Raw genomic sequence first — 20877 nt, 5'->3', positions numbered from 1 at the left:
GTATGCGTGTGTCGGCGGGTGCGCTTGTGCCTATCGGCGGGTCAGGGTCGTCCAGTCGAGGTCGAGTTCTCCGAGGAGCAGATCCTGCTCGTCAGCAAGCGGTTCGGACAGTGGAAGCCGCACGAAACGGCAGGCGAACCGCAGTCCTGCGTCGGTGTCGTTGCCACGGACCGTGTGGATCCAGGTGTCCGGGGCATGATCGGGGGCCCGGAGATGGAGGACGTGGGTGTGCCGGGGTTGCCCGGTGACCGGGTGCGGTCGGTGATCGATACCGGCCGTCCCGATCACCGTGCACAGCGCGAGGCCGGTCTCTTCGGTGACTTCGCGGAGCGCGGCAGCGTGGGGGTCTTCCCCTGTGTGGATGCCTCCGGCGGGGATCTGAGTGCCCGCATCGGGGATACCGACGTGGTCGAACACGAGCAGTTCGGGTCCTGTGTGGTCACGGATCACGTAGGCGGCGATGCGTTTTCGGAGTGTCTGCACCCGGTCAGTATTCAGGTCTCGACCCTGCCCGTGTTCCAGGGGACTGCGCCCGTGTTCCGGAGGACTGCGTCAGGCGCCGAGTACGTCGGCCAGCTTGGTAGTGGGTCGGCCGATGAGTCGGCGCAGATCATGACCATCGGTGTCGAGGGCGCCTGCGGCGATTCCGGCATCGGAGTCGGCGAGGACCTGTGCAAACGGTGCCGGCACTCCGGCACCCTCGAGCACTGCGGCGTACTCGGCCTGCGACAGGTCCTTGTAGGTGACCTCGGTGCCGAGGACGCGGGAGAGCACGTCGGCGATGTCGCTGTAGGTGAGGTGTTCGTCGCCGCCGAGTTCGTAGGTGACGCCGTTGTGGCCGTCGGTGGTAAAGACAGCTGCGGCCGCCTCGGCGAAATCCTTGCGGGCGGCGCCGGCGAGGCGGCCGGTGCCTGCCGCACCGAACAGTGCGCCGGTGGCCTTGGCGGTGTCGACGGCCGATTCGTAGTTCTCCCAGTACCACCCGTTACGCAGGAGCGTGTGGGCTAGCCCGGACTCGGCGAGCAGTTTCTCGGTGGCCTCGTGCTCGGCGGCGAGCGCCAGAGGAGAGGTGTCCGCTGCGAGGATCGAGGTGTAGGCGATGGATCCGACTCCAGCGGCTTGTGCGGCCTCGATGATATTGGTGTGCTGCGGCAGTCGCTGGCCGACCTCGCTACCGGAGATGAGGAACAGCTTGTCGACGCCGGTGAGTGCCTCGCGTAGTGCAGCGGGGTCGGCGTAGTCGGCGGCGCGAACCTGGACACCGGCGGCAGCGAGATCGGCGGCCTTGGCGGTGTCACGGACGATCGCGACGATGTCACCGGCGGGGATGCCGCGTTCCTGCAGGGCTGCGATGGTCAGACGGCCGAGGTGTCCGGCTGCTCCGGTGACGGCGATGGTCATGTGTCTCCTCCGGTTGAGTTCGCACGCCGAGGCGCTCGAACCATTGATGCTTCAACTGTCCCCCATTTATACACTTACCTTTCTATAGCGCAATAATTTCGGTAGCTCTTCCTGATGGTTCGCGAGGTAAAGTGGATAGCCATGAGCACCGCCGACCTTCCCGAAGCCAATGTTTTCGCGCGAGACTGCGCGTCCAGGCCGGTGCTTCAGAACATCACCGGGCGCTGGGGCGCCTTGGTGCTCGCAGCACTCGCCGACGACACCCACCGCTTCTCCGAACTGCGCCGTCATGTCGACGGCATCAGCGAACGGATGCTCTCGCAGACCCTGCAGACCCTCGAACGTGACGGCCTCGTACACCGCGAGGTGCTCACGACCATCCCCCCGCACGTCGAGTATTCGCTCACCGGGCTGGGACACCGGATCGTCACGCCGCTGCTCGCCCTCCTGTCTCTCGTTGAGGTCAGCGTGCCGGAGATCATCGCGGCGCAGATCGAACATGATCGCAGCCGCTGAGCGTCCGCACCTCGTGCGACGGCAGTTCGCGACCCACACCGGAGACCTGCGCATGCACGACCGTGACTTTCCTTGTCGGATACCGGGATCTGCTCGCTTGTCATATCCGCTCGGAGAGGATCTCGACGTACCCGTCCGTTCCGTTGACACGAATCCGCTGCCCGTCGCGGATCGAGACGGTGGCATCCGGAACCGCGACAACAGCGGGCAGTCCGTACTCCCTCGCGATCACCGCACCGTGGGTCATCAGTCCACCTACCTCGGTGACCAGACCCGTGATAGCGACGAACAGCGGCGTCCAACTCGGGTCGGTGTAGGCGGTCACCAGGATGTCGCCCGGTTCGAGGTCGGCCTGCCCGATGTCGGAGACCACGCGGGCGCGTCCTTCGACGACCCCGGTGGACACCGCCAGGCCGGGAAGCGCACCGGCGGGTAGATCCTCGCGGCGGTACTCACCGGTGACGATCTCACCGTCCGAGGTGAGCACGCGTGGCGGTGTGAGCATTCGGAAGGCACGGAACTCCTCTTCTCGTTCACAGAGGAGTTCGGCGGAGGCGTGTTGTGTACGCACAACCTCACGGAGTTCGTCGAAGCGCAGGTAGAAGATGTCGTCTGCTCGCCGAAGCACCCCGGCCTCGACGAGGCGTTCGGCCTCGCCCAGGAGCGCTTGTTTGTAGACAAAGTAGCGGCAGACCATTGCGTACTTCGGATATTCACGGTATCCGGCGTAGGTGCGGACGCGGTCGATCACGGCCTTGGTTTCGTCCGCTTTGCGGTGCCCGTCGGGAAGGGCACGGAGCCGTTCGAGTACCTCGTGTTCCTTCTGTCGCGCCGTGCGCAGTCCGTCGTCGAAGCGTCGCCGGGCGGCACCCGGTTCGAAGTTCGCGATGTTGCCGAGGATGGTCGGGACGAGTGCGGTGGGGTGCTCGCGCCACCGTGGCCTGGTGATGTCGATCTCGCCGACGCAGCGCATCCCGTACTTGTCGAGGTACGAGTCGAGGGCGTCGCGGGCTTCCCCTCCGCCGGGAACTGTGGCCAATGCGTCGAGGAACTGCGCGTCGCCGAGACCTGCGCCCTCGACACTATGGAGGAATGCGACGACCTCGGGGTGGGGCCGGATCGCGTCGGCAACATCGAGCAGCTCGAGACCCATTTCGGAGGTGATGTTGTGGGGGACGGATTGTGTCAGGGCGTCGACGGCATTCTCCTCTCCCAACCACTCGTCGAGATGCTCACGCAACCACATTGCGCCGTCCAAGGAAGCCATGATCGCTCGAGAGCTCTTCGGTGCGAAGAGGATTCGGCGCAGCTCCAGGATGTCTGCGTCGATGAAGTCGAGGAGTGCAAGCCCGGTTCGGGTTCGGATGTCACGGGCCAGCACCGAGGTGGAGGCTTCGCTGTCTGCGATCAGTTCGGTGACGAGCGCGTCGTCGGTCTCGATCGGGGCATGCGGGGCGCCGGCAGCCGAGCTCCGGTCGGTCGGTACATCCGGGCGGGTACGAACGAAGCCGCGTTCGACGATGGCCTTCAGTGCGTCGCCGACGAGCGGTTCGGAGCTGCCGAGGGCCGCGATCAGGCCTGCACTCGCCGTGGGCGATGCGAGTCGGTCGGTGACGTCGACGAACAGCCGGCCCCCTGAATCGCGCATGGGTGCCGTACTCGTCATCTGCCAGACGGAGAGCCCCAGCGGTTTGATGGCGTCGGTCATCATCTGCTGGTGTCCGACCGACACATACACCCGGTTCGCGTCGTCGGGAGCCCCGGGAATCGGGAACAGTGTGGTGATGGGCCGGCTCTGGACGATCCGGAATTCATCGTCGACGAGGCACCATTCGATGTCCTGGGGTCGCCCGAAGTGGGTTTCGATGTCGCGGCCGAGCTGCGCGAGTCGTAATGCCTGCTCGTCGGCCAGTACCGGCCGGATCTGCTCTTCCGATTCGAGGATGCGGGTTCTCGTGCCTCCGGCCGGATCTGCCTCGACGGCGAGTTCTTTTGTCGCCACAGATCTGTCGGTGACGTTGCCGTCACGCACCTTGTAGACGTCTGCCTCGACGAGACCGGAGACCAGGGCCTCACCGAATCCGTATCCGGCGTCGATGCAGACGACGGTGCGATCGCAGGTGAGCGGATCGGCGGTGAACAGGATCCCAGAGGCCTGCGCGAATGCCATGCGCTGGACGATGACCGCCATGTGGACCGCGCGGTGGTCGTACCCGTTCCGTAGCCGGTAGGTGACGGACCGTTCGGTGAACAGCGAGGCCCAGCACCGGCTGACGTGTCGAAGGATCTCCACCGATCCGGTGATGTTGAGGTAGGTGTCCTGCTGACCGGCGAAGGAGGCGTCAGGCAGGTCCTCGGCGGTTGCGCTCGAGCGGATGGCATACGCGCCGTGTGCACCGAGCGCAGCGTGTGCGTCGGTGATCGTCACGGCCACGTCGTCGGGGATCGGGCACTGTTCGATCGCGCGACGGATGTCCGCGCTCGTTGCGCTGATCCGCTCGCGGTCGTGGTGGTCCAGTCCCGCGATCCGGTCGATCAACGCGTCGAGCCGGGGTGCGGCGGTGACGATCCGCTGGAAGGCGTCCGTCGTCACGCAGAAGCCGTCCGGCACGTGTGTGCCCGGGATGCGCGACAGTTCACCGAGGTTCGCGCCTTTACCTCCTACCCGTGCGATATCTGTGCGGTCGATCTCGTCGAAGCCCAGCACGTAGTCCATTCGCTGCTCCTGACCTGTGGTGTCGGCATGTGAGAGGCGAGTATGGACCAATTTTCGGGGCCTCATGAGCGGCATCGATCGTGTATAACGTGAAAGGGGGGCGGAGAAGTCTCGCACGCTTGCCGCAGCCGAAGTCGTCGGCTGCGAGTTGGTGTCCATTCCGATGGTTCGTGACGGATAGTTCGGTACACCAACCGTCATTTCCGACGCCGAACGGGTCGCAGCTACGCGGGTCGGGGTGCGCGAAGTCGGTCGACGATGATGCTGCGGGCGGCTCGGCCTTCGGGTGTGGGGGTCAGCGGGTAGACATGCAGCAGCCCGTCGCCCGGATGATAGTCGACCTCGATCCCTTCTGCCGTCGCCTTGTCCACGAGCAGCCGGGTGTCTGGATAGATGATGTCGCGGGTTCCGATGAACACGGTGAGAGGGCCGAGTCCGTGCAGGTCGGCGGCGAGTGGGCTCACCCATGGGTGATCGAGGGCGAGATCGCGGCGCCAGTGGTCGATGAATACGCGGGTGCCCTCGCGGGCGAGCCATGGATCGGTGGGTTGGACGATGTCGATCTCGGGGTTGGACAGGGACAGATCGAGTGCCGCCGAGATGAGAACCGTTCGCGGCAGTGTCAGGGCGTGCTCATCGCGGAGGGCGATCGCCGCCGAGAGCGCGATCTGCCCGCCCGCGGAATCACCGGCGATGCACGCGGTGCCGTACCGGTCGTGATTGGTCCGGACGAGGTCGGCGATCATGGGGACGACCTGCCCGGCGGTACCGAACGGCACCAGGGGGTAGATCGGCACGGTGACGGTGGTCTGCGCGACCGCGGCGATCTGCGCCGCGAGATGCCAATGCTGCGAGACGATTTCGTTGACCCATCCCCCGCCGTGGACGTAGACGGTACTTCCGTGCGGCGTTCCTGAGATGGGGGCGATCGTGTAGATGGGCCACTGTCCGCTGCGGTCGAGCGTCACGGTTACGTCGCGCCGCAATCGTGCCGGCGGGCCGTAGGGCCGCGGGCGGAGCGAGACTTCCGTCAGGTGTGCGCGTGCGGTCACCGGATCGAGGTAGTTGCGGTTTCGGCGCATCGCTTTGATGACCGTGGGCAGGAGACGACTCGGTACGCTCGGCAATGCGTCCTCCAGTGTTCGGCGGTGGAACCCGGCCCGGCCGTCGGGTCGCGCTCGGTGTTGGAGCCCACTCTAGGTCCGGATCCGTGCGTGTCGGGGCAGGCAGGCACACCTCGGGCACCGTGTACTTCGACCTCCGCGGCAGTCCCGGTGGGATTCAGCCGGTGGCGCACGCGGGCGCTGGCACGTCCTCGAACAGCGGCGCTCCGATCGGCGTGAGGTACACGACGTCGAGGACCACCGGCACTGTGCCGATATTGCGGCCGACATGCATGTGGTCGGCTCCTGCAGGTTCGTCGATCACCTCTCCTGCGTTGTAGATCACCGGCTCGCAATCCGCTCCGGGATGTGTGAGTGTGCCGGACCGGACGATGCCGAGGACGGGTCCGTCGTGATAGTGCCACCCTGTGGTTCCGCCCGGATCGATGGTGATCTCTCGCGCTACGGCGTGCACCCCGTCGGGCACGAACGGCAGCAGGTTCGGGGGGATCTCGATGTCCACCCACGTCACGCCCGACAGTCCCTCACTCGGCGTGGCGTGCGCCCACCCGGGCACCACGACGGATCCGGCGAGCACCATGGCCGCGAGCACACTACGCAGGGGCCGTCTCATGGTCACGGAGGTTACCGCTCGCGCGCCCCGGTCACAGGGGCGAACGCGCATACTGGTCGCCGACACGGACCGTGGGTGATGCGAGACCGAGGGCGCCGTCCGCCTACCCTGTCACGGTGAACGAAACAGGTCGATCCCGCGTCGGAGCGGTCGAGGACGCGCTGGTGCGGGACGACCGGCTGCGGTTGTTCTCGTTCGCGACCGCAGAGAAGCGCACCCATTATCTGTGGGTTCTGCGGGCATTCGACCACGCGCGCGGCAACTACACGGTGCTTCTGCACGCCGGGGAGGTCGAGACCGTTCTGAGCCGCATCGTCGCGGACGGCACCGGCGACGTTCCCGGCGCCTCGGACATTCCGGCGCTGCTCGAGCAGCTCCACAACTGGGGTGTGCTCGAACGTAGCTACGACGGTACCCGGGCTGCCACGCTCGCCGAATACCGCAATCGTCATTACGTCTACCAGTTCGGGCAGGCCGGTTACCGGGCGTTCCGTGCGGTCGAGGATGTGCTCTCGGCGCGCGGGGAGGACGTGTCGTTGTCACGGTTGGCACTGGCGGATCTGCTCGCCGACCTTACCGAACTCGCCGACGCGAACGCCGCAGGCGACGGTGAACTCGTCTATCGCAAGCTGAGCCGGCTCGATGCGACGCTGTCGGACATGGCCGAGCGCGCCGCCCGGTTCTATCTGGTGCTCGGCGATCTGGTGCGCACCACCGAGATCACCCCTGAGCTTTTCCTCGACCAGAAGGACGCGCTGCTCACCCACATGCGCGAGTTCAGTTCCGATCTTGCCCGCTACGCCCCGAAGCTCACCGCCGCCCTCGACCGGGTGCACGCCACCGGCGCCGAGACCCTGCCGACGCTCGCGGCACAGCACGACGAGCGGGTGTTGCTCGCGCTCGAGGAACGCGAGGCCGACTGGCGGATGCGGTGGCGTGGGGTCGAGCATTGGTTCGTCGGTGTGGGGTCCTCGCCGAGCGAAGCGGAGCGGCTGCGCGGCGCGACGAGCAATGCGATCTCGGCGGTGTTGTCGCTGCTGCGGCGTCTGACCGAGCAACGACGTGGCGGTGTCAGCCGCGAATCGCAGTTGCGGCACCTGGCGGGATGGTTCGCGAACTCGCCCACCGAGGAGGCCGCGCACGCTCTGTTCGGGACCGTGTTCGACCTGGGACGGCCCCGGCATTTCTCGGTACCGCATGCCGACGCGGACGTCGTTCCGGTCACCCGGTCGTGGTGGGAGGCGCCGCCGGTGGAGATCGCGCGCACCCTTGCCGAGACGGGACGTCGGCCCGCCGCGGGTGCGCCCGGCCGGATCCAGCGCAATGACGCCGGCGTGCGCAGGTTGCGGGAGAAGCAACTCGAGACGCAGCGGCGTCGCGCGCACGCCGCGAAGTCGCTGGCGGTCGGTGGGGTGCGGGAGCGCGAGCTCTCGGAGCCGGAAACCGAGGTGTTGTTGGGTTTGCTGGATGCGGCGTTGTCTGCGCGGGTGCCGGTCAGTGGCCGGGTACGGCCGGATGAGCAGACGTCGGGGACTCAGAACGGGGTGAAGCTCACGTTGCGGCCGAGTGCGGAGTCGATGGTGGTGCGCACCGCGCGGGGCAGTCTGTATCTGGATCATCTGTCGGTGGAGGTGCAGTGAAGGCGCGGTCGATTGCGTCGGTCGATCTCGATTCGTATCAGCGTGCGGCGCGGCTGATCCTGACGCACCGTCTGGTGACGACGACGTTCCCGGACCGGTCGGCGTTGTCGTCGCTGCGCCGGTGGGCGACGGAGTTGCGTGAGGATCTGCTTGCGACGTTCGGGTATCGGCTCGAGGTCACCGAGACCACGGCGCGATTGTTCACGGTCGCCGATCGGCTCGATCCGGGTGCGGGGACGAGTACGGCGACGGATCGGCCGTTCGATCGTCGACGGTATGCGTATCTGGCGTTGGCGATCGCGGCGTTGGGGCGTGGTGGTGGTCAGATCACGTTGTCGGAGTTGGCCGATCACGTGGCGTCGGATGCGGGCCGGGTGGACGGGGTCGATCTCGATACCGGGCGCGCCGCAGACCGGGATGCGTTCGTCGATGCGGTGGCGTGGTTGACGGTGCGGGGTGCGTTGACGCTCGCCGATGGTGATGCGGGTGGCTGGGCGAGCGATCCGGGCCGCGGGGAAGCGCTCTACGACATCGATCGTGCCGTGGTCGCCGCGCTGTTCCGACCGCCGCGGGCGTTGCAGCATCTGACGTCGGTGCGGGCGCTGCTCGGATCGTCCGTGCCGCACGGCGACACCGGTGAGGTGCGGCGGCGGGTGCGCCGCGCGCTGGTGCAGAAGCCGGTGGTCTATGCCGAGGAATTGTCCGACGACGAAGCGTTGCAGTTGGCGTTGCCGCGCACCACCGATGAGGTGGAGTTGTTGACGGGTCTGGTGTGTGAGCGGAGGGCCGAAGGGGTGGCGCTGGTCGATACCTCAGGCCGGTTGTCGGATGTGCGGTTTCCGAACACGGGGACGGTCGCGCAGGTCGCGTTGCTTCTTGCCGGGGAGATCTGCGATCGGGTGTTGGATCCGGATGCTGCGTCGCCGGAGCGGATGCCGCTGCCTGCGGATGCTCACGATGCTCTGGTGGCGGCGATCGACGGCGCGATTCCGCGGTCGGGGTTGTTCACACCGCTGGCGTCCGCGACGCCGGGCGAGTTCATCGATCGGCTCGAGAGTGAGTCGGAGCGTGCGGTTGCGACGCATCCGCTGATCGAGGATTCGTGGATTGCGGGCACGATCGGGAGGCTCGTGCACACCTACGGGCGCACATTCGCCGCGCAGTGGCAGGCGGATCCGGCGGGGCTCGCGCGGGCGGCCACGGAGCGGCTCGAGCAGATGCGGCTGGTGGTGCGGACGGCCGGCGGGATCTTGGCGTTGCCTGCGCTGGCGCGGTTCCGCGGCGTGACGGTCAGTGTGCACAAGCGTGATCCGGAGATCGATCTGTTTCCCGATGCGTCGCCGATGGACGATCCGCCCGCGGCCGAGGCCGAATGCCCTGTACCTGATTCGATCGACACGGAGTTTTCATGAGCAGCGCCCGTTTCCGCCCGACGCGTGCGGGGATCATCAATCTGTGGGATTACCGCGATCAGGAGTTCTCGTTCGCGGATGGCCGCCTGGTGTTGCGCGGCCCGAACGGTTCCGGCAAGACGAAAGCCCTCGAGGTGCTGTTTCCGTTCGTGTTGGACGGGCGCATCGAGCCGCGGCGGCTCAATCCGTTCGCCGGTGAGGAACGCACCATGCGCTCGAATCTGCTGTATCAGGGGCAGGAGAGCGCGCATTCGTATGTGTGGATGGAGTTCGGTCGCGGGCAGCGTGACGACCCGGAATCGGTGACGGTCGGGATCGGGATGCGCGCGACGAAGGGCAACGACAAGGTCACGCGCTGGCATTTCGTGGTGGACGGCCGGGTCGGTGTCGACTTCTCTCTGCTCGACGACGAGGATCGGCCGCTGACGAAGAAGCAGCTGATCGAGCAGGTCGGCGCCGAGGCGATCACGGAGCGTCCGATCGAGTATCGGGCGGCGATAGATGCGCGGATGTTCGGGCTCGGTGCGCAGCGCTACGACCAGCTGATCAATCTGATCCTGACGTTGCGGCGCCCGCAGCTGGCGAAGAATCTCGATCCGAAGGGCCTGTCGCAGGCGTTGACCGATGGGTTGCGGCCGCTCGACGACGAACTCGTCGTCGAGGCTGCCCGGTCGTTCTCCGACATGGAGGAGGTGGCCCGCACGCTGGAGTCGCTCGCCGCCGCTGATGATGCGGCGCAGCGTTTCGTCACCGTCTATTCGAAGTATGTGCGGCAGCAGGCGCGGGTCGCGGTGGAGCAGGTGTCGGGGCGGCTCGAGGCCGTGGACGCGGCGGTGTTCGCGTTGCGGCAGGCCGCGACCGCCCAGCAGGAGGCCACGGCCGCGCGCACCGAGTCGGGGGAACTGCTCACGGGGGCCGAGCGGGAGCTCGAGCAGGCCCGGACGACGCTCGATGCGTTGCAGCGGTCGAGCGCGTACGAGGGCAAGCAGCAACTCGACGATCTCGCGTCGGTGGTGGCCAATCTCGAGCGCACCACGTCCGCGCAGACGGAGAATGCTGCGCGGGCGCAGACTTCGATGGCCGACCGGCTCGATGAGCTCGCTCGTGCCGAGGAAACGTTGACGGCCGCGACCGCGGCGCGGCGCCGCACCGAGGAGGCGATGCAGGCCGCGGCCGGGGATGCGTCGATCACGTGGTCGGGTGTGGAGCACATCGACAGGACGGATCGGCTGGTCGCGTCGATCGAGGCGAACGCCGAGGAACGCGACGGTGATGTGCGGGCGGTGCGCAGCGCGTTGTCGAGGGTCGAGGGTGCGGCCGCGGCGCGCACGCGGGCCGATGCGACGGCGACGCGAAGCCGCGGTCAGCGCGACACCGCGTTGGCTGCGGTCGAGGCCGCAGAGACCGTCGTGGAACTGGCCCGCAGCGACGCGGCGAGCGAATTGCGTCGTTGGTGGACCGAGCACACAGCCGATTTCGGGGCCGTGGGGTTGTCGACTCCGGTGTTCGAGGCGCTCGATTCGGCGTTCGGTGTGGTCGGTGAGGACGATGCGATCGGCCCGGCCGCGGTGCTGGCCGAGCACATCGGCCCCGTCGTCGAGGAGATCCGGTTCCGGCAGCGCGCGATGGCGGCGGAGATCGACGCCATCGCGGGCCGGGTCGGTGAGCTCGAGCAGGAGCGCGGGGCGGTGGCAGCGGAGCGGAACGACGCTCCCCCACCGTTCCCCGCTCGGTGCGGGTCGCGGGACGGCTGGGACGGCGCCCCGCTGTGGCAGCTCGTGCGGTTCCGGAATGAGGTGTCCGCGGACGATGCGGCCGGTGTCGAGGCGGCGTTGCAGGCGGCGAATCTGCTCGACGGGTGGCTTGTCGGGGGAACCGGCGAGGTGCCGGATCTCGAGTCGGATCAGGTGCTGGTGGCGTTGCCACCCGAGCAGCGACCGGCCGGTCGAACCCTGGCGGATGTTCTGGTGCCCGAATCGGATACATCGGTACCCGAGGCGTGGGTCGCGGAGGTGCTGGCATCGATCGCGTTGACGACCGAGCCGGATCCTGGTCTCGGGGTCGCGGTGGATGCGCGCGGCCGCTATCGGCAGGGTGTGCAGCTCGGCCGGCACGTGAAAGACCATGCGGAGTTCATCGGGGCGACAGCGCGGGCGCGGCGACGGCAGCGACGCATCGCCGAGCTCGACACGAGCATCGCCGAGGCCCGCGCCGAGGCGCAGTCCCTGCGTGAGGACGAGCAGGCGTTCGGGGGGCGGCTCGCCGCCCTCGACCGTGCGGTGAAGGCGCTCCCCCGCACGGGTGCGGTGCTCGCGGCGCTGCGGAAGGTCACCGAGTGTGCGGGTGCGTTGCGTACCGCGCAGGAATCGGCGGCGGCGGCGGACCGTGATCTCGATCAGGCGATCGCTGACGCGTCGGTCAAGGAACAGCAGTTGCGTGCGGCGTCGGCCCGGCATCGCACCCCGATGACCGCCGTCGAACTGGACAGTCTCGATGCCGCGATCCGGCATTTCCGGACGCAAGGTCAGGCGCTGCTGCGTGCGTTGCGGGAGCAGGCGAATGCCGCCGAACGTGTGCGGGAGGCTCGGTCGCGGCACGACGAGGCCCGGGTCGCGGCGGACGACGCCGCCGAACGTTCTGTCGAGGCCGCGGAATCGCTGACACATCAGCAGCAGCGGCTGGAGACTCTGCGGGAGTCGATCGGGGCGAGCGCCGAGCGCATCGATGCGGAACTCGCGGATGCCCGTGGGCGCATCGAGTCGGCGAAGGCAGCCGAACGTGCGGCCCGGAACGCCTTCCAGTCGGCACTCGAGCAGATCGGCAAGGCCGAGGCGGCACATACGGCTGCGGAGCAGACGTTGCGGTCGGCGCTGGTGGAGTGTCAAATCGATGCCCGCAGGTTGGCGCCGTTCGCGCATCGCGACCTGTTGGCGTTGCTCGAGGTGCACAGCGAGCGGGTGTGGCCGGTGAGTGAGGCGGCGTGGCTCGATGCCGATCAGCTGGTCTACCGGATCCGGTATTCCTCGGGAGTGGACGGTGCTGCCGTCGAGACGCTGCCCGTCGAGGTGACGGCATTGTTCCGGTCGTTGGAGGCGGCGACGGTGTCGGTGTCGACCGGGGAATCGGCGCGCAAGTCGACCGGATCGGCGTTGACGTCGGCGTTGCAGGATTTCGATGCCGAGCTCGCGCGGGGACGCGACTATCGGCTGACCTGGGATGCGCCCGACGGGGTGACGGTGGTGCAGGTGCAGGACGAGCAGGGCTACAGCTCGGTCGGTCGGTTCGCGGCGCGCATCGCGCAGGCCAGGCAGGAGCAGGAGGCATTGCTCACCGATTCGGAGCGTCGCATCCTCGAGGACGCGCTGTTGACCGGGTTGTCGCAGCAGATCCACGAACGCACCGTCGACGCCCGCGATCTGATCGGTCGGATGGGCAGTGAGATGCGGCAACGGCACATGTCGTCGGGTACCACGATCGGGGTGCATTGGGTGCTTGCCGACCATCTCGATGAACGAGCGCGGGTGGTGTGCAAGTTGCTGGACCGGGATGCGTCGGTGTTGTCGCCGGAGGACCTGGCGGGGATCCGGGCGCATTTCGCGTCGCGGATCCGCGCCGAACGCGCGGCGCATCCGGAACGGTCGTACCCGGAGATCCTCGCGTCGACGCTGGATTATCGGCGGTGGCGGGTGTTCTCGTTCAGCCTCATCGGTGCCGATGGGAGCGAGGACCGGTTGACACCGGCGCGGCATTCGGCGTTGTCCGGTGGTGAGCAGTCGGTGTCGCTGCATCTGCCGTTGTTCGCGGCGGCGCACGTGATGCTCGATTCGGCCGATCCGCACGCCCCCAGGTTGTTGGCGTTGGACGAGGCGTTCGCCGGTGTCGATGACACCGGTCGCAGCGAATTGCTGGGCCTGTGTGTGCAGTTCGATCTGGATTTGTTCATGACCGGTTTCGATCTGTGGATCACCTACGCGGGAGTGCCGGGATGCGCGCACTACGATCTGTCGCATTCGGTGGCCGAGCACACGGTCGCGGCGACGCTGCTGGTGTGGTCCGGTGGTGAGTTGCTCGCCGAGCACGACGGGTCGGATCTGGCGACGGCATTGGGATCGCCGGGGACGCGGCGGGTGATGCAGCCGGTGGAGGGGTCGTTGGAATTCGCCTGATCGGCGCGGGATTCGAGGAGGATCTGTGGGCTGGTCCGGTAGCAACGAACTGCGTGCGGTGCTCGACAGAGCTCGCCGGCATGTTCTGAGCAATGGACTTCAGGTGACCGGGAAGATCACCGTTCCGGTCACCGAGGAGACCCCCGATCTGTACCGACTGGCGCTCGCGATGCGCAGGGTCAAGGTAGACAGCACCTCGACGACGGTGCCCATCTACGTGCAATCCCTCGACACGTGGTTGCAAAGTCCTCTCAACGGCGGTCGCTCACTGCTCGAAGTGCTGGACGCGGAGTCACCGCTCGTCGACCGCCCCGCCGAAAGGTCCGCCGAGAAGGATGCCGTCGGCCGGGCATGGGAGCAGATCCACACGATTCTGGCTGCACCCGAGCGTCGGCAGTGGCTCGAGCTCATCACCGCCGCACGGGTTACGACGACCGACCTGACATCGGGGAGAATGCGCGACGTCGCCCGCGTCCTCGCCGAATTGCCCGCCCAGGGCGCCTCACCGGTCGAGCTCGCCGAGCACGCGCTCGGCGACACCAAGGCTCTGACCGACACGTCTCTACGCCGGTGGGTGCTGCGTCTTCTCGCGGCAGCACGTGGCATCGATCCGCCCTCGACCGGTGCAGAGCGCGCCGCATTGTGGGAGCAGTTCGGTGTGATCGACAGTGGGCTGGCCAGCCGCGTACTGACCCTCGGAGTACGGCTCGAAGGTCACCCCGCTGCGGTGACGATCTCCGAGGCCGCGGCGGATGCCGGGATTCATCAAGTATGGACACTGGCGCAGCTGCGCACCTGGAATGCAAGGTTGACTGCGGACGAGGTGTACGTGTGTGAGAATCCCACCGTCATCCAGGCCGCCGAACGTGAACTGGGAGCACAGTGCAGACCGTTGGTGTGCACTGAGGGGCAGCCGTCCGAAGCAGTCCGCAAGTTGATGAGCACAGCTCGCGGAACCGTGCACTGGCGCGGCGATTTCGACTGGACCGGGCTGCGCACCACCGGTCGTGCCTGTGCCGAGCTCGACGCAACGCCGTGGCTGATGGATGCGGCCACATATCGGGAGGCGCTCGGCCGTGGCGACTCCGAGACGTTGAAGTCCGCCGATACGCGTGCCGAGTCCCCGTGGGATCCCGAGCTCGCGCAGGCACTGGAGACGTCCGGGCGGGCCGTCATGGAGGAGCGTTTGATTCCGGAGTTGGTGGAGTGTCTCCGGCGATAGCCGCCGAAGACGAACTGCCTCGTGGACTTTCTGCCTGTCGTCAGATGCGGCGCATCACCGACACGACCTTGCCCAGGACGACCGCGTCGTCGCCGTCGATCTGGGCGTAGGCGGGATTGCGTGGTTCGAGGATGACATGACCGTTGCGGCGTCGGAACACCTTCACTGTGGCTTCGCCCTCGATCATCGCGGCGACGATTTCGCCGGAGTGCACTTCGTCCTGGCGACGCACTACGACGACGTCGCCATCGCAGATGGCGGCGTCGGTCATCGACTCACCGCGCACCCGCAGCGCGAACACGGTGCCGGAGCCCACCAGCTCGCGAGGAAGCGTCAGCGTCTCATCGTGGTATTCCTCGGCGAGGATCGGTGCACCGGCCGCGATGTCGCCCACCACCGGTACCGCCACATTGTTGTCGTTCGACCGTCCGCGGTCGGTGCCTGCGAGGAAAGGGCGCACATCCAATTGCCGGGTCACGGAGGCGCCGCGAAGGAGAAAACCCTTGTCCTCGAGACTCTTGAGGTGCTTGGACACCGACGATGTCGACCGCAGTCGTACCGCGTCCCCGATCTGGCGGGTGCTGGGGGCGCATCCGTGGGTCGCCACCCAATCCCGGATCGTTGCCAGAATCTGCTGCTGCCGGAGGGGTAGTGCTGAGGCGTCGAGGCCGCCGAACATGTCGAGGTCGTCGTAATCGGTCACCGAAGAATCGTAGGTGGCGGCAGCTGCGCGCGCCTCAGGGCGGTGTTGTGGGTCGACGGTGAGCGAGTCTCGACGCCGCCAAGCGCGACGTGAAAATCAACGTGTTGTTGGAGTGCACCGCGGCGGAGGTCGTCGACGTTGCCGCGTTTCTGTCCGACACACTCGGTCTGGGGACCATGATCGTGCGCCCATGAGACTTCCGATCATGTGGTCGTCACGACATCGAGCATGCAACGGCGCGGCATGGGGTATGTAGGCGGAAGCGCTCGAATCCAACGCCGCAGTGTTCTCTGCTACCGGCGGGGCGTTGGCCCACGCGTCCGAGCACGCCTACGCCAAGGGGCCGGTCGGATCGATGTGCACGCGGCGCTGCAACGTGAATGCGAGCGGCTGATCGTGCTCGTCCGCGATCACGGCCGGTGGCGCATTGCCAGTGGAGCTGCCCACATCGGCGCACCCCGACGCGGCCTGGCGTTGATCGATAGGCTCACCGCCGACAACGCTGTACACCCCACCGCCACCTGGGACAACGATATCGATGCTGCGGCATCGTGCGCCCCCGGTCATCGTCAGATCACCGCAGCAACCCTGAAGCCGACAGCCCCGTTCGAAGTGCGTCGTACTCGTCGTCGTCGAGAGCCAGAAGTGGGGACCTCACGGCCCTGTTCTGCAGAACGCCGAGCAACTGGAGCGCGCCCTTGACCGTCGTCGCACCGTAATTGGGAACGCCCATCACCGCCTGCAACGCCGGCTGCAGACGGGCATTGATCTGCCGCGCCGCCTCGACATCGCCCGAGAAGAACGCGGTGATCATCGCGCGGATCTCATCGCCCGCCACATGGCCGAGAACAGAAACAACCCCGCACGCCCCGTACGCGAGAAATCCCAGCGTGAGACTGTCGTCCCCCGAGTAGACCGCGTAGCCCAACTCGCGCAACATAATTGCCTGTGTGGGGTCTCCGGCTGCATCCTTCACTGCGACCACGGACGGCCACTGTGCCATCGTCTCGAATGTCGAGGGCGCCAGTTTGGTGCCCGCCCGACCCGGGATGTCATAGATCATGACGGCCGCATCGACCGTCTCCACGACAGTGTGAAAGTGATGCAGTACGCCACCTTGACTCGGCTTGTTGTAGTACGGCGTGACCAGCAACAGCCCGTCGGCGCCGTGCTCGACGGCCTGGCGCGCCAATTCCAGCGTGTGCCGGGTGTCGTTGGTGCCCACCCCGGCAACGACCTTGACGCGGTCGCCCACCGCCTCCTTGACCACGCGCAATATCCGACCGTCCTCGGCGGTGGTGGTCGTGGCCGCCTCACCGGTGGTCCCCGAGACGACGATCCCGTCGTGTCCGTGGTCGACCAGATGCCGTGCGATCCGAGCAGTCGCCTCCTCGTCGATGTCGCCGTCCGCGGTGAAGGCGGTGGCCATCGCAGTCAGTACGCGTCCGAACGGCGCTTCAGGTGCAGACGAGAGTGTCATTGCCTCAGTATGCACGCCGGACCGGTGGCGGTGAGGGTCCCTCCCGGGACTACATACTGTTGCTCCGGTTGTGCTAAACCATGGCACACGATGGTGGAGGCTCACGCGGTACGGAAGCCATCGAGGTGACGGCGATCACCGGCGTCGACGCGGTGTATCCGCCTGCGCTCGGTTACCTCACCACACCGGGCCCGCGCAACGTGTATAGGCTGGCGGGTATGTTCTTCGGTCCCCGGAGCAGTGTTGCACTGATCTTGTTCGTGCTCTCGTGGGCCGTTGCCGTTTTCTTCTCCGTCGATCCCAGTTCGGCGGGCACCACACCGGGTCTACTGGCAGGGATCGTGGTCACCCTCGTCGCGGTGGCGGCTGTGCTGAGGACCGCCCACGCAGACGATGTGCTGTTCGGGTTCGGCCGAACTACGCGCGGCCCCACCGAGGAAGAACACCGCCGCCGCGGTGAGCTTCGCCGGCACTCTCATCCGGATACTTCCGGCCGTCCGCGTCCTCGATCTCCCGGCCTCCGGGCGGGGGCCGTATCGACTGTGCTCGCCTGAACGATCGGTCTCCGCGTCCTCGATTCTGCGTCCCTGCACGAGGAATACCAGGAGATCCCCATGTCCACCCCTTCGCTGCGCGCTCACCCTGCCATCTCGGTGCGCAAGGCCGGTCGCCGTTTCGGTGACCTGTGCGTCTTTTCCGACGTGAACTTCGATGTTGCTGCCGGTCGGTGTTGCGCGATCGTCGGTGCAAACGGCGCCGGCAAATCCACCCTGCTGCGCTGCGTGATCGGCGCCGATCAGCTCGATCACGGCAACATCACCGTCCAAGGAATCCCGGTCGACGAGGCCTCGGCGTCCTTCCGTGCCGCTGTGGCCGCAGTGGTCGGTGAACCCGCCACATTCGCGCACCTGACCGCCCACGAGCATCTGCAACTTGTCGGTGTCGCCCACGGCGTCACCGACCCGTACGATTCGGCGACTCGCGTCCTCGACGAAGTGGGTCTCATGGAGATCGCCGATCAACTTCCCGTGACGATGTCGAGTGGCCAGCGTCATCGCCTGGCATTGGGATCGGCGCTGGTGCGGCCTCACAGGGTACTGGTGCTCGACGAACCTGAACAGCACCTCGACGCCGGTGGCCGTGCATGGCTCGCCGACGCAATCCGTGCAGAGAAGCATGAAGGTACTGCGGTGCTGTTGGTCTCCCACGACCACGCCCTGGTCACTGCAGTTGCCGACGAGACCGTCGACGGTGACTCATGGCGCTGAGCGAGACCTCCCGACCGATTCCCGCTGTGTCGACGCTGCGCACTCTCCGACGCAGTTTCGAACGTGCCCATACTCCGCCGATGCACAAGGAGGGAACCTTCGCGCTGACCGCGCTCGGGGTGTACGTATGCCTCGGGGTGCTCTGGTGGCTCACGACACGACCGTCCACAGTGCTGACCACCTCATTTCTGATGGACACGAACGAGCGATGGAATCCGACGTGGGGATGGGCACTGGCCGGGGTGCTCACCGCAGTCGTGGTCACAGGAGCGTCAGCGCTGGGGCCGGTGAGCGTTCGCAGCGAGACCGCATCGTGGTTGTTGCCCACCCCCGTCGATCGCCGTGCAATGCTGTGGCCGCGGATCGGTGCAGCTCTCGGCATCGGCTCTGTCGTCGGCCTGGCAGTGGGTCGGTTGGCCGCATTCGTCGCTGGACTCGAGCACTGGCTGCCTTTCACCATGCTCGGAGCAGGTCTCGGCACCGGTAGTGTTGCGCTCGCAGTGCTCGTCCAGTGTGGGGTTCTTCCCGCCTGGACCCTCCGTGTTGTTACCGCCGTCTGTGTGTCGGGCGCAGGCGTAGCAGCGATCGTCGCGGCCGCGGGTGGCACAGTTGTGCTGATCACCTCGTGGATTCCCGTCCTCGTCGTCTCGATAGTGGCAGTAGCGCTGTCGGCGATGTCCGTCTGGTGGTGCGGCCGGATCACGTTGGCCCGCATGTCGATCGGTTCCGAGACCACGGTTGCGACGTCGGTATCGCTGACGATGCTGGACCTGTCGATGGTGACCGGAGCCCTGGAGCAACGGGCATGGCGTCGTGTGGCCCGTCGCGCCTCCCGCCGCGTGCCCACCTCCCGTACCCGCGCGTTGATCCGTATCGATGCGATGCGTCACGCGCGCCGTCCGCACTCACTGGTCATCGCTACCGGTGCGGTCTGTGCGGGGTGGACACTGTCGACTGTCCTGTCGCCGATCGCTGCAGCGTGGATGTACCTGGTGCTCGTGTTCGGTGTGTGCATGATCTTCAGTGCCGGGCTGCGGGCGTTGTGCGCCGACACTGCGCTGGCGGTGACGCTAGGGGCCGATGATCGTCTGCTGAGGTTGCCGTTGACGGTGCTCCCCACCGCGGCGGCAGTGATCACCATGGTGTTGATCTCGCCGCTGGTGGCGACGAACCCGACAATGATGGCACTCACCACGGTAGGAGCGGTGACCGCGATGTATCGGACACGGACACGAGCTGCCCTGACGTACGACGGCCTCATCCTCGAAACGGGCTACGGCCAAGTCCCTGTCGAGTTGATCCGACAGAAGATTCGGGGAACCGACGCGCTCGTTCTGACCGCGGCGCTTCTTGCTGTCTGTGTCTGATCGGCGGCCGAGAACAATGCGGTATCCGATCCCAGTAAGTTCGACGAGTTTACCGCGATGCAAGCACGAACGACCGGCTTCCGGATCAAACACGCAGCAGCTCAGGCGAAGACGCCGAGGTACGCCGCATCGTGCGGTTCCAGGTAAGGCACTCGAAGAGCTGTCATCCCGCTGATGCTGCTGTCACCCGTCCTGCGGGTTGATTTTCAGGGAGTGTGTCGCACCTTGCGGTCTGCTACGGGACGTTACAGGTAGCTGGCCGGATCGCGTACCGCTGACCTCTATGTAAGTCGGAACCTCATCGGGCAGCGCATGCGTCCGGCCGTGACCATGGGTCCCTCTCATTACTCTTCGCTACATGCACGCCGCGCCAGACCCCACACCACGCGGTGCACGAGCGCACCGACCAGCGCTCCCAGTACGCCACCACCGAGAACCAACACCGCCATGTACCCGGTCGGCGACGGCGAATCGAGGCGGACAGACGCGAAATCAAGCGGTTGATAGCCGGCGGTGTAGAAATCGAACGGCCGGGACGCGAACCACCACAACACGGCAGCGGCGGCGATCCCACACGCCACACCGAATCCGATGAACACCAGCACAGTCATCATCGCTTGCCTCGGCTGCGGGTTCACGACTCGTCCCTCATCGAACCGCCGGATCCGTCCGTCGCAGGCGGGATGTTCTCGGGGATGCCGTAGCCGGGCATGTCCCACAGTTGCGCGGGTCCGATGACGCTGCCGTCGTCGGGCCACAGCCGCAGACGCCACCCATCCCCCGGCGTGGTCGAACCGGGCCAGCCGTAGTTGACGAACCCGCGGCCGGACACCTCGACCATGTACTGTCCCGGCGGCACCGCGACCGTCACCGGTTCAGACGTCGGGGACGACACGCTCAGCATCCCAGGCGCGTCGACTTCGAGACGCCCTTCGCTGACCTGCTGCCAGTTCGAACGGTCGGCTGCGGGACGGCGGTCGAAGACCTGTACCTCCACGCTCATTTCGAAGTTGTTCTGGTGCGGGCACAACACCACAACCATGGTGCCGTCGCCGGCGCTGGGTTGCGCCGCTTGGGCCCGCTCGAGCAGCTCCATCTCGTTGTCGATGTCTCCGAGTCCGCCGTCGAGACAGAACTGGCCGTAGTCCATCGCCAGCACTACCGTCGACTCGGAGACGGGGCTCGTCTGTGCGTTCATGGCGGTGATCTTGACACGCTGACCTGACACTCGTGCGAGTCCGCGCCGAAA

Annotated in this window: 18 protein-coding genes; 8 read left to right on the top strand and 10 right to left on the bottom strand. The window is 66.7% G+C overall.

From position 1 onward, the window contains the following. Positions 1-30 precede the first annotated feature (30 nt). Together ACSYG9_RS23475 and ACSYG9_RS23470 are read right to left on the bottom strand one after the other, a co-directional pair. Positions 31-483 carry an NUDIX hydrolase gene (locus ACSYG9_RS23475; protein ID WP_454840154.1) on the bottom strand — a complete coding sequence of 151 codons (453 nt, stop codon included), beginning with the start codon at positions 481-483 and terminating at the stop codon, positions 31-33. Between the two features lie 69 nt (positions 484-552). Further along, entirely contained in the window at positions 553-1401 is an 849-nt protein-coding gene (locus ACSYG9_RS23470; RefSeq protein ID WP_454840153.1) for an SDR family oxidoreductase, read from the bottom strand. A 141-nt stretch (positions 1402-1542) separates the two neighbouring features. Here ACSYG9_RS23470 and ACSYG9_RS23465 point away from each other — a divergent pair, with 141 nt between their 5' ends. Further along, positions 1543-1917 carry a winged helix-turn-helix transcriptional regulator gene (locus ACSYG9_RS23465; RefSeq protein ID WP_440124726.1) on the top strand — a complete coding sequence of 125 codons (375 nt, stop codon included), beginning with the start codon at positions 1543-1545 and terminating at the stop codon, positions 1915-1917. 100 nt (positions 1918-2017) lie between these two features. On the opposite strand, the gene rph is transcribed toward ACSYG9_RS23465, so the two are convergent. The 3 genes from rph to ACSYG9_RS23450 all read right to left on the bottom strand — a co-directional run bounded on the left by rph (position 2018) and on the right by ACSYG9_RS23450 (position 6370). Then, a complete protein-coding gene (gene rph / locus ACSYG9_RS23460; protein ID WP_454840151.1) occupies positions 2018-4633 on the bottom strand; it encodes a rifamycin-inactivating phosphotransferase in 2616 nt (871 codons plus the stop codon). Positions 4634-4857: 224 nt separating this feature from the next. Beyond that, positions 4858-5760 carry an alpha/beta hydrolase fold domain-containing protein gene (locus ACSYG9_RS23455; protein ID WP_454840150.1) on the bottom strand — a complete coding sequence of 301 codons (903 nt, stop codon included), beginning with the start codon at positions 5758-5760 and terminating at the stop codon, positions 4858-4860. A gap of 154 nt (positions 5761-5914) precedes the next feature. Continuing rightward, on the bottom strand, positions 5915-6370 hold the full coding sequence (locus ACSYG9_RS23450; protein WP_454840148.1) for a cupin domain-containing protein: 456 nt from the start codon (positions 6368-6370) through the stop codon (positions 5915-5917). A gap of 179 nt (positions 6371-6549) precedes the next feature. Here ACSYG9_RS23450 and ACSYG9_RS23445 point away from each other — a divergent pair, with 179 nt between their 5' ends. From ACSYG9_RS23445 to ACSYG9_RS23430, 4 genes are read left to right on the top strand one after another with little or no spacing between them, the layout of a single operon-like run. Beyond that, positions 6550-8010, top strand: coding sequence for a TIGR02677 family protein (locus ACSYG9_RS23445; protein ID WP_454843031.1), 1461 nt, complete (start codon positions 6550-6552; stop codon positions 8008-8010). Next, positions 8007-9422 (top strand): TIGR02678 family protein, encoded by a 1416-nt coding sequence (locus ACSYG9_RS23440; protein ID WP_454840147.1) that lies wholly within the window; start codon positions 8007-8009, stop codon positions 9420-9422. Before ACSYG9_RS23445 ends, ACSYG9_RS23440 begins: the two co-directional genes overlap by 4 nt. Then, positions 9419-13588 carry a TIGR02680 family protein gene (locus ACSYG9_RS23435; RefSeq protein ID WP_454840146.1) on the top strand — a complete coding sequence of 1390 codons (4170 nt, stop codon included), beginning with the start codon at positions 9419-9421 and terminating at the stop codon, positions 13586-13588. The genes ACSYG9_RS23440 and ACSYG9_RS23435 overlap by 4 nt, the downstream gene beginning before the upstream one ends. A gap of 25 nt (positions 13589-13613) precedes the next feature. Beyond that, positions 13614-14810: a DUF2399 domain-containing protein gene (locus tag ACSYG9_RS23430; RefSeq protein WP_454840144.1), complete on the top strand. Its 1197-nt coding sequence runs from the start codon at positions 13614-13616 to the stop codon at positions 14808-14810. 40 nt (positions 14811-14850) lie between these two features. Here ACSYG9_RS23430 and lexA read toward each other — a convergent pair whose 3' ends face one another. From lexA to dapA, 3 genes are all read right to left on the bottom strand, one after another. Next, positions 14851-15513, bottom strand: coding sequence for a transcriptional repressor LexA (gene lexA / locus ACSYG9_RS23425; protein WP_454840142.1), 663 nt, complete (start codon positions 15511-15513; stop codon positions 14851-14853). Between the two features lie 330 nt (positions 15514-15843). Further along, positions 15844-16080, bottom strand: coding sequence for a hypothetical protein (locus ACSYG9_RS23420; protein WP_454840140.1), 237 nt, complete (start codon positions 16078-16080; stop codon positions 15844-15846). 7 nt (positions 16081-16087) lie between these two features. Further along, the gene (dapA, locus tag ACSYG9_RS23415; protein ID WP_454840139.1) at positions 16088-16993 is read right to left on the bottom strand and encodes a 4-hydroxy-tetrahydrodipicolinate synthase; all 906 of its coding nucleotides are present in this window, start codon (positions 16991-16993) and stop codon (positions 16088-16090) included. A gap of 80 nt (positions 16994-17073) precedes the next feature. Here dapA and ACSYG9_RS23410 point away from each other — a divergent pair, with 80 nt between their 5' ends. The 3 genes from ACSYG9_RS23410 to ACSYG9_RS23400 all read left to right on the top strand — a co-directional run bounded on the left by ACSYG9_RS23410 (position 17074) and on the right by ACSYG9_RS23400 (position 19628). Further along, complete coding sequence (locus tag ACSYG9_RS23410) at positions 17074-17547, top strand: DUF6412 domain-containing protein (protein WP_440124717.1); 474 nt, start codon at positions 17074-17076, stop codon at positions 17545-17547. Between the two features lie 60 nt (positions 17548-17607). Next, positions 17608-18261 carry an ATP-binding cassette domain-containing protein gene (locus ACSYG9_RS23405; RefSeq protein WP_440124716.1) on the top strand — a complete coding sequence of 218 codons (654 nt, stop codon included), beginning with the start codon at positions 17608-17610 and terminating at the stop codon, positions 18259-18261. Positions 18262-18341: 80 nt separating this feature from the next. Further along, positions 18342-19628, top strand: a complete 1287-nt coding sequence (locus tag ACSYG9_RS23400; RefSeq protein WP_454840136.1) for a DUF6297 family protein — start codon at positions 18342-18344, stop codon at positions 19626-19628. Between the two features lie 344 nt (positions 19629-19972). Here ACSYG9_RS23400 and ACSYG9_RS23395 read toward each other — a convergent pair whose 3' ends face one another. Further along, entirely contained in the window at positions 19973-20266 is a 294-nt protein-coding gene (locus tag ACSYG9_RS23395) for a hypothetical protein (protein ID WP_454840134.1), read from the bottom strand. Then, entirely contained in the window at positions 20263-20826 is a 564-nt protein-coding gene (locus tag ACSYG9_RS23390; protein ID WP_454840132.1) for a hypothetical protein, read from the bottom strand. The genes ACSYG9_RS23395 and ACSYG9_RS23390 overlap by 4 nt, the downstream gene beginning before the upstream one ends. Positions 20827-20877 lie beyond the last annotated feature (51 nt).

The sequence above is a fragment of the Rhodococcus sp. SJ-2 genome (assembly GCF_053750035.1).
Note: the sequence above shows the minus strand (reverse complement) of the source record. Positions and strands in the feature narration are given on the sequence as shown.

Excerpts from the sequence above, each read along its gene's own strand:
- rph (WP_454840151.1), bottom strand. The coding sequence starts at position 4,633 with ATGGACTACGTGCTGGGCTTCGACGAGATCGACCGCACAGATATCGCA.
- ACSYG9_RS23450 (WP_454840148.1), bottom strand. The coding sequence starts at position 6,370 with ATGAGACGGCCCCTGCGTAGTGTGCTCGCGGCCATGGTGCTCGCCGGA.
- ACSYG9_RS23435 (WP_454840146.1), top strand. The coding sequence starts at position 9,419 with ATGAGCAGCGCCCGTTTCCGCCCGACGCGTGCGGGGATCATCAATCTG.
- ACSYG9_RS23400 (WP_454840136.1), top strand. The coding sequence starts at position 18,342 with ATGCACAAGGAGGGAACCTTCGCGCTGACCGCGCTCGGGGTGTACGTA.
- ACSYG9_RS23405 (WP_440124716.1), top strand. The coding sequence starts at position 17,608 with ATGTCCACCCCTTCGCTGCGCGCTCACCCTGCCATCTCGGTGCGCAAG.
- ACSYG9_RS23465 (WP_440124726.1), top strand. The coding sequence starts at position 1,543 with ATGAGCACCGCCGACCTTCCCGAAGCCAATGTTTTCGCGCGAGACTGC.
- ACSYG9_RS23470 (WP_454840153.1), bottom strand. The coding sequence starts at position 1,401 with ATGACCATCGCCGTCACCGGAGCAGCCGGACACCTCGGCCGTCTGACC.
- ACSYG9_RS23420 (WP_454840140.1), bottom strand. The coding sequence starts at position 16,080 with ATGACCGGGGGCGCACGATGCCGCAGCATCGATATCGTTGTCCCAGGT.
- ACSYG9_RS23410 (WP_440124717.1), top strand. The coding sequence starts at position 17,074 with ATGGCACACGATGGTGGAGGCTCACGCGGTACGGAAGCCATCGAGGTG.
- dapA (WP_454840139.1), bottom strand. The coding sequence starts at position 16,993 with ATGACACTCTCGTCTGCACCTGAAGCGCCGTTCGGACGCGTACTGACT.
- ACSYG9_RS23390 (WP_454840132.1), bottom strand. The coding sequence starts at position 20,826 with ATGAACGCACAGACGAGCCCCGTCTCCGAGTCGACGGTAGTGCTGGCG.